The 6,705-nt window shown below is 62.6% G+C and carries 7 protein-coding genes; all 7 read right to left on the reverse strand.

Annotated features, from left to right (window positions below):
* Nucleotides 1–58 precede the first annotated feature (58 nt).
* Genes K0F85_RS28135 through K0F85_RS28165 form a run of 7 tightly spaced genes read right to left on the reverse strand, consistent with a single transcriptional unit; the run spans nt 59 to nt 6,648 of the window.
* Nucleotides 59–904: a contractile injection system protein, VgrG/Pvc8 family gene (locus K0F85_RS28135; RefSeq protein ID WP_219119101.1), complete on the reverse strand. Its 846-nt coding sequence runs from the start codon at nt 902–904 to the stop codon at nt 59–61.
* The gene (locus tag K0F85_RS28140; protein ID WP_219119102.1) at nt 901–1,509 is read right to left on the reverse strand and encodes a phage tail protein; all 609 of its coding nucleotides are present in this window, start codon (nt 1,507–1,509) and stop codon (nt 901–903) included. Before K0F85_RS28140 ends, K0F85_RS28135 begins: the two co-directional genes overlap by 4 nt.
* Nucleotides 1,510–1,523: 14 nt before the next feature.
* On the reverse strand, nt 1,524–4,418 hold the full coding sequence (locus tag K0F85_RS28145; RefSeq protein ID WP_219119103.1) for a phage tail tape measure protein: 2,895 nt from the start codon (nt 4,416–4,418) through the stop codon (nt 1,524–1,526).
* Nucleotides 4,419–4,433: 15 nt separating this feature from the next.
* The gene (locus K0F85_RS28150) at nt 4,434–4,547 is read right to left on the reverse strand and encodes a GpE family phage tail protein (RefSeq protein ID WP_071650284.1); all 114 of its coding nucleotides are present in this window, start codon (nt 4,545–4,547) and stop codon (nt 4,434–4,436) included.
* Between the two features lie 8 nt (nt 4,548–4,555).
* Nucleotides 4,556–4,864: a phage tail assembly protein gene (locus K0F85_RS28155; RefSeq protein WP_219119104.1), complete on the reverse strand. Its 309-nt coding sequence runs from the start codon at nt 4,862–4,864 to the stop codon at nt 4,556–4,558.
* Between the two features lie 40 nt (nt 4,865–4,904).
* Complete coding sequence (locus tag K0F85_RS28160) at nt 4,905–5,414, reverse strand: phage major tail tube protein (protein ID WP_070346128.1); 510 nt, start codon at nt 5,412–5,414, stop codon at nt 4,905–4,907.
* Nucleotides 5,415–5,472: 58 nt separating this feature from the next.
* Nucleotides 5,473–6,648 (reverse strand): phage tail sheath protein, encoded by a 1,176-nt coding sequence (locus K0F85_RS28165; RefSeq protein WP_219119105.1) that lies wholly within the window; start codon nt 6,646–6,648, stop codon nt 5,473–5,475.
* Nucleotides 6,649–6,705: the final 57 nt, after the last annotated feature.

The following is a 6,705-nucleotide window of genomic DNA, read 5'->3' on the forward strand; positions in this document are numbered from 1 at the left end:
GTGTGATGCCATCATCTTCTGATTCATTGACGGGCTCAAGACGGCGCTGGCTTGACGCTTACGGGTTACCCAGGGCCAGGCTCATTTCAAAGGTGGCCAGGCCGCGTAGGATGCGCTGCCATTCGGCCACGGCCGCCGCGCGCGCGTCCGTTTCGCTGGCGAAGGTGGTGCGCAGGCGCTTGCTGTTGCCGGGCACGCCGGCCACGACGCTGCGGCGGCGCGCGTAGCGTTCGTCGTGCCAGAAGGCGCGCACGCCCGTGTAGGCGTCGCTTTCGGCGCTGTGGTAACGGTGGCCGTCGCCCAGCGCGCGCGTGATGGGGATCACGGGCAGCGCCTTGCCGCTGGCCGTGCGGCTCTGGTTGATGGGGATGAACAGCAAGGTGTCGTTCTTGACGGTGGCCACGGCGTCGTATTTCCTGCCCAGCCGGCGCAGGAAGGCCGCATCGCTTTCGTGGGTCTGGTCGATGTGCTCGACGGCGGTATCGCGCAGGCGCGCCGAGACGCCCGACGCCAGCTCGTTGCGGAAGGCGATGGCCTCGATGATGGCGCCCAGGGTGGTCTTGTGGAAGCTGTGTTCCTGCTGCTGTTTGAAGGTGTCGATCAGGTTGGCCGACCTGGCGCGCAGGGTGATGGTGTCGGGTGCGCCGCTGTGCTCCACCTCGTCGACGGTGAACTTGCCCATGTCCACCAGGCCGGACGATTGCCAGCCCAGCGCCAGGGCGATCTGCGCGCCGCGCGGCGGCAGGGCCAGCTTGCCGTCGCTGTCGTCCAGGGAAATGTCGAGCTGGTCGCTCTCGTCGCCACGGCACAGGGTCAAGGTCAGATTGATCAGCCGCGGCGAGACGATGGCCGTCAAGTCCTTGTCCTCGATGCTGACCTTGAAGGCGGGGATGTTGGTACTCATTTGAACTTGTCCGCCGTGCTGCCGATGGCGCCGCTGATGCCGCCGCCGATCTTGTCTTTCATCTCGCTGACCGCGCCGCCGTATTTCGATGTGATGCCGCCGACCACATTGCCGACCACGCCGCTCACGGCATTCTTGGCCGCGCCGGCGATGCTGCTGGTGATGCCGTCGATACTGAGCATGTTTTTCAGGTCGCCGATGTCGCCCAGGCCAAGCATGGCCAGCACGCCGTCGTCGTCGCGCTTGAGAGAAATGGAAAACTCGACGCGGCGCGCGCCGCCGCTGCCGTCCAGGATAGTGCGGCCTTCCGTCATGCTGGTGATGCGGTAAGAGCCGAGAATGCGGCCCGTGCCCTGGATCAAAATCCACGATTTACCGGTGTCGGCCATCATGCGCAGCGCATCGAGCGAGTACAGGGAGCCGGTCAGTTCCGGCGCCACCCAGCCCGACAGGGTGATGGTGTCATCGCCGGGCCCCACGTACTGGTGCGCGTCGCGCAGGCCCACGCGCGCCGTGCTGGCGTGCTTCCATTCCGTTTGCCGCTGCAGCTCTTGATAGGCCAGCGTCGGCAGGCTGAATACGAACATTCCTAAAATCATCATCATGGTGTGCTTCTTTCTTAATCGTGGTCGCGCAGGGACGAGCGGATGCGTGCCGCCTTTTCGCGGTCGCGCTGATCGAGCGCCACGCTCACGGCGCGCGCGATGGCCTGGGGATCGGTGCCGGCCTGCACGTTGAAAGTGAATTCGATCTTGTCGCCCTGAATGGTCATGCCGGCGCCAAACCCGCCTTGGGCCAGCGGGGCGCGCGTATCGAAGGCGCTGGCGGGCAGGGCGGTGGCCGTGCCGATGGCGATGCCGGCGCCCAATTGCGTCAGGCGCTGCGCCAGGCCCGATACCTTGGCAATCGGCGCGCCCTCGCTGCGGTCCAGGCCCACGGCCAGGCCTTGCATGGTGTAGTCGCCCAGCTGGGCAAACACGCGGCTCGGGCTGTGGATGCCCAGCTTTTCCTTGAACCAGGCAATGGTGCTGGAACCGGCATTGCTGATGGCTTCCTTCACGGCGCCCATGGAACCCGTGATGCCGTTGACCAGGCCGCGCAGGATATTGGCGCCGAACTCCGTGAACTGGGCCGGCAGCTTGATTCCGAACCAGCTCATGACGCCGGCGAACGCCTGGTAAAACACACCGACGGGTGACCAGTTGATAATCAGGGCGCTGATACCCGCCAGGCCGCCGGCACACGTCGCCTTGAGCTGCGGCCACACGCCGGCAAAGAACGTCTTGACCGGCTCCCAGCATTGATTGATGACGTTCAAGCTGCGGCTGATGCCGCTGGCCATGCCGCGCAGCAGGCCGCTGCCGAAGTCGCTGAACTTGGCGGGCAGCGCAATGCCGAACCATCCCAGCACGCCCGCGAAGGCACGATAGAACAGACCCAGTGGCGACCAGTTGGCGATCAGGGCGCTGACGCCGCCAATGCCGCCAATGCCGCCGGCAAAGGCAGTCTTGACGTGCGACCACAGGCCGCCAAAGAAGGCCTTGATCGGCTCCCAGTATTTGTAGATAAGGAAGGCGGCGCCGGCGATGGCCGTCACGGCCAGGCCAATCGGGTTGAGCATGAAGGCGCGCCCCAGCCACAGCACGGCGCGGCCCACCCACATGAACGCGCCCCCCAGGCCGCGCAAGATCGGCGTGAGCACGCCGCCCTTGATACCGATTTTGGCGAACATGACGTGCAGCATGGCGTAAGGGCCGACCAGTGCGGCAATGCCCAGCATCAGCGGGCCGAGCACCAGCAGCACGCCGGCCAGCACGGCAAAGCCGGTAATCATGGCCTTGGCCACGGTGGGGTTTCGCTCCATGAAACTATTCAGCTTTGTCACTGCGGCAATCGCCATTTCCAGCGCTTGCGTGTACACAGGCAGAATTTTTTCCCCCATGACTAGCTTCAGATCGGAAAGCTTGGCATGGGCTTCGTGCTCCGCACCAGCGCTTACCGCGCGCGCACGGTCGTGCAACTTGTCCATACCTTCGGTGTTCTGATTGAGGCGCTCACTCTTTCGCATTTGCAAGCGCTGGCCCACCACGCGCATCAAGAAGGCAGCGCCGTTGCTATTGGAAATGAGGGTGCCAATTTTGGTGTTAATTGCGTCTTCGTCTGTAATCCCTTTCGCAGCCAGCTTGGGCAGGAAAACTTTTTCTACCCAGTCCAATGGACTCTTTTGGAACAGCTCGCCTTCCAGCAGCGCGCCAGCCTGGATGTATTTAATTTGTCCCACCTTGTCGTACTTGATGTGTTTGCCGTTCAACAGGCCAAGAGCTTGCATTTCCCTGGCCGAGCGTTGAGTTGCGCGCCCCTGGACAATGTTGTTGTATAGCGAGCGGAAGCCGACGCCAGCTGTCGATCCACCCAGCTCCTGCAACATGGGTTCCATCTGATTGAAAAAGGCGTTGTCGGTTAATCCTTTGCCCGCGACGCCGCTGCGAATCGTGAATTGTCGCCAGTCTTCGCCACTTACTCGCCCGCCTGTCGCCGCAATGATTTTTTGAATGCGATCAGCATCCTTTTTGAATGCTTCGACCGATCCAGCATTGCCGCGCAACTCAATGACTTTTTGCATGGCAAACAACTGCGCATTGCGTTCCCCAGCGGAATCCGGATAGAGCGTGTCGTTGATGAACTTCATTTTTGCCAAGCTGGGTAAAGCCATTTCAGCATGGTGCCCGTCCGCAAAGATGGAAATTGAATCACGGATCATTTCCGTTTTTTCCAGCTGACTTACGCCATACGTTCTGAGTTCTTTTGCGAATTGAATGGCATGTTCTTTTTCTTCGCTCGTGCGCGTACCAAGCGCCCGGATGCGTGCCGTTTCAATCTCGTAGTGTTTTGCTTCGTTCACACCCATGGCGACAGGTGCGGCCAGCACCGCGCCTGTGGCGGTCGCGCCAGCGCCGGCCATGGCCATGTTGCCCGCCTTGTTGCGCAGCTTGTCGGCATGCTGGGTGGCGTTGGTGACGCGCTGTTGCTTGGCGGCCGCGTTGGCCAGCTTCTGCTGCTGCAGCGTCATGGTTTTGTTGGTGGCCTCGATCTCGCGGCGCAAGGTGCGCTCGTGGTTGGCCAGGTCTTTGGTGCCGATGCCGGCGCCTGCCAGGCGCTCGCGCATGACCTGCAGTTGCTGGGCCTGCTGCTGGCCGGCCGTCTTCAAGGCGCCGGCCGCTTTGGTGGCGGCGTTAAATTCACGCGTCATGGCGCGCGTGGGCGCCTCCGCCTGTTTCATCTTGACGGCCAGGCTGGCGACCTTCTGCTGGGCCGCCTCCAGCTTGGCGCGGGTGGCGTCCAGGCCGCCATGCAGCTCGCGGAATTTGCTGATGTTCTTTTGCTGGGCGTTCAAGTCGCGCAAGCGGTCGCTGGTGGCCTTCAATGCCTTGGCCGTATCGCTGGAGCCGCCCATGATCTTTTTCAGCGGGCCGGTGATTTTGTCCAGCGCTGCAAACACTACCTGTAATTTCAAATCCCGACCAGCCATCTATTCCGCTCCGCTTCGTTGTCTGGCGCGTTCGCGCCAGGCCATCAGTTCATCAATCGTAAAGCCGTCCATCGCTGCCGGCGTCCAGTGGAAGACGCCGGCGATGTCGGCCATGGCGTCTTCTACTTCGCCGGGGATACCGAAAGGCGATCTGCTTTGCTCGCCAAAAAACCGGCAACCTCGGCGCCCACGGCCAGCAGGTCGGCGGGATCCATGTTGGCGATGTCGTGCGCCGTCAAGGTCGGCTCGGTGATGCGCGGCAGCACGATCTGCAGGGCCGACACGTTCAGATTGGCCAGCTCGATCAGGGAAATGCCGCGCAAGGCGCCGGCCTTGGGCTTGCGCACGGTGAGCGAGGTGATGAAGGTATCGCCGCGTTTGATCGGTTCGTCCAGTTCAATGACGGCTTGGTTTTGGATATCGTTGTGCATGGTGTTGTCCTTGTGGTGTGGTGGTCAGTAAAAGGGGGGATTACAGGCCGATGGCCTTGCGGATGGCCGCGTTGGTGTCGCCGCCGCCAAAGTTCTCGGTGCCGCTCATGAAGTCCAGTTCGATGACGGTGGCGCCGTCGATCATCAGCTTGTAATAGCTGCAAGCCATCGTGTATTTGTGGGTGGTGTCGTCGCCCATCTTGGCGCCGCCCATATCGATTTCCTTGTAGCGGCCGCGCACGACGACCTCGACGGCGGCGACCGTGCCGTCATCGTCTTCCTGGTAGGCGCCGGCAAAGCGCAGTTGCACGGCGCCGTGCGAGTGGGCGCCGTACTGTTTCAGGGCTTCGGCGATCAGGCCGCCGGCGCTCCATTCCAGCGACAGCGCCTCGTTGCCGAAGTCCACGGACACGGGGCCGCTCATGCCGCCGGCGCGGTACTCTTCCATCTTGCGGCTGAGTTTTGGCAAGGTGACTTCGGGTACCATGCCCATGAAGGAGACGCCGTTTTGGAACAGGTTGAAGTTTTTCAGTTTGCGGGGCAGGCCCATAATTTCTCCAGTATTTCAATGCGCCCGCGCAGGCGCGGGCAGGGTGGTGATTGGACAGTTAGGCGGCGATGCGTGAGGCGAAGTCGGCCAGGTAGCGGTCGGTAATGCGCTGCTGGAATTTCAGGTTTTCCAACGGCGGCACGGGCGTGTAGTCGTAATCGATGGCCAGCTTGCCGTCTTTCAGCGCCGTCTTGTCGTTGTATTGCTCGTCATACCAGGCGTGGCCGTCGATGATGTAGCCCTGCAATTTCAAGTCGCGGAACTTGGCGTTGATGCTTTCCAGCAGGTCGCGCACCAGGGACGGATGCAGGGGCAGATCGACAAAGGCGAAATGCGCCTCGGCAATGGTGTCGGCCAGCACCTGGGCCGTGCGCGTGTAGCTTTCAAAGTAGAAGAAACCGCCCGGCGCCTCGCACGTGCGCGAACCCCAGAAGCGGTAACCGCCCATGTTGATCAGGGTCGTGACTTCCTTGGCGTTGAGCATGCCGGCATCGGTGGCAGGGTCTTGCAAGTCGAAAAACACGTCCTTGCTGATGCCGGTCGGGCCGTTGACGACCACGTTGGACAAAGTCTTGTGCCAGCCCGTTTCCTCGTCGATCTTGGCGCGCAGGCCCATAGCGTAGGCCACGGCGGAAATGCTGGCCTCGGCATCGATGGAGGTATCCCAGTCGACAAAATCCGGCCAGATGAGCATCAGTTCGCGCTGACCGAACTGGCTGCGGTAGGCGATGGCTTCCGTGGCGGTGGCGCAGCCGTAGGCCGACGCATAGGCAAAGGCGCGCAGGCGCTGCGCCACGCTGGCCAGGGCATTGGTCACGGCCTGGGTGTCCAGGCCCGGCGCGCCCAGGATGCGCGGCTTCACGCCCAGTTTGCTTTGCGCGGCCAGCAGTGCCTGGGCGCCCAGGTACTGGCCATCGGGCGACACGCCACCCACGGCGTTGCTGGTGGTTTCCGCTTCCGTCTCGCCTTCAGCCACGCGCACCACGACCGTCAAGGGTTTGGTCTGCGCGGCGATAGCTTCCAGCGCGCGGTACAAGGTGCCGCTCTTGCCGGCCTTGCCCATGGCGGCCAGCACGTTGGTGACGAGTACGGGTTTATTCAGGGGGAAGGCGGCCGCGTCGGCATCGTCGGCCGTTGCGATCAGGCCCAGCACGGCGGTGGATACGGTGCGGATCGGGCGCGAACCCTCGTTGATTTCAATGACGCGTACGCCATGGTGGTAGTCAGTGGGCATGGATGGCTCTCCTGGTGGAAGGTAAAAGGGCGGATTCAGTCTTCGCCGCTGGCGGGC

It is taken from the genome of Janthinobacterium sp. UMAB-56 (assembly GCF_900095265.1).
Taxonomy (GTDB): Bacteria; Pseudomonadota; Gammaproteobacteria; order Burkholderiales; family Burkholderiaceae_D; genus Janthinobacterium.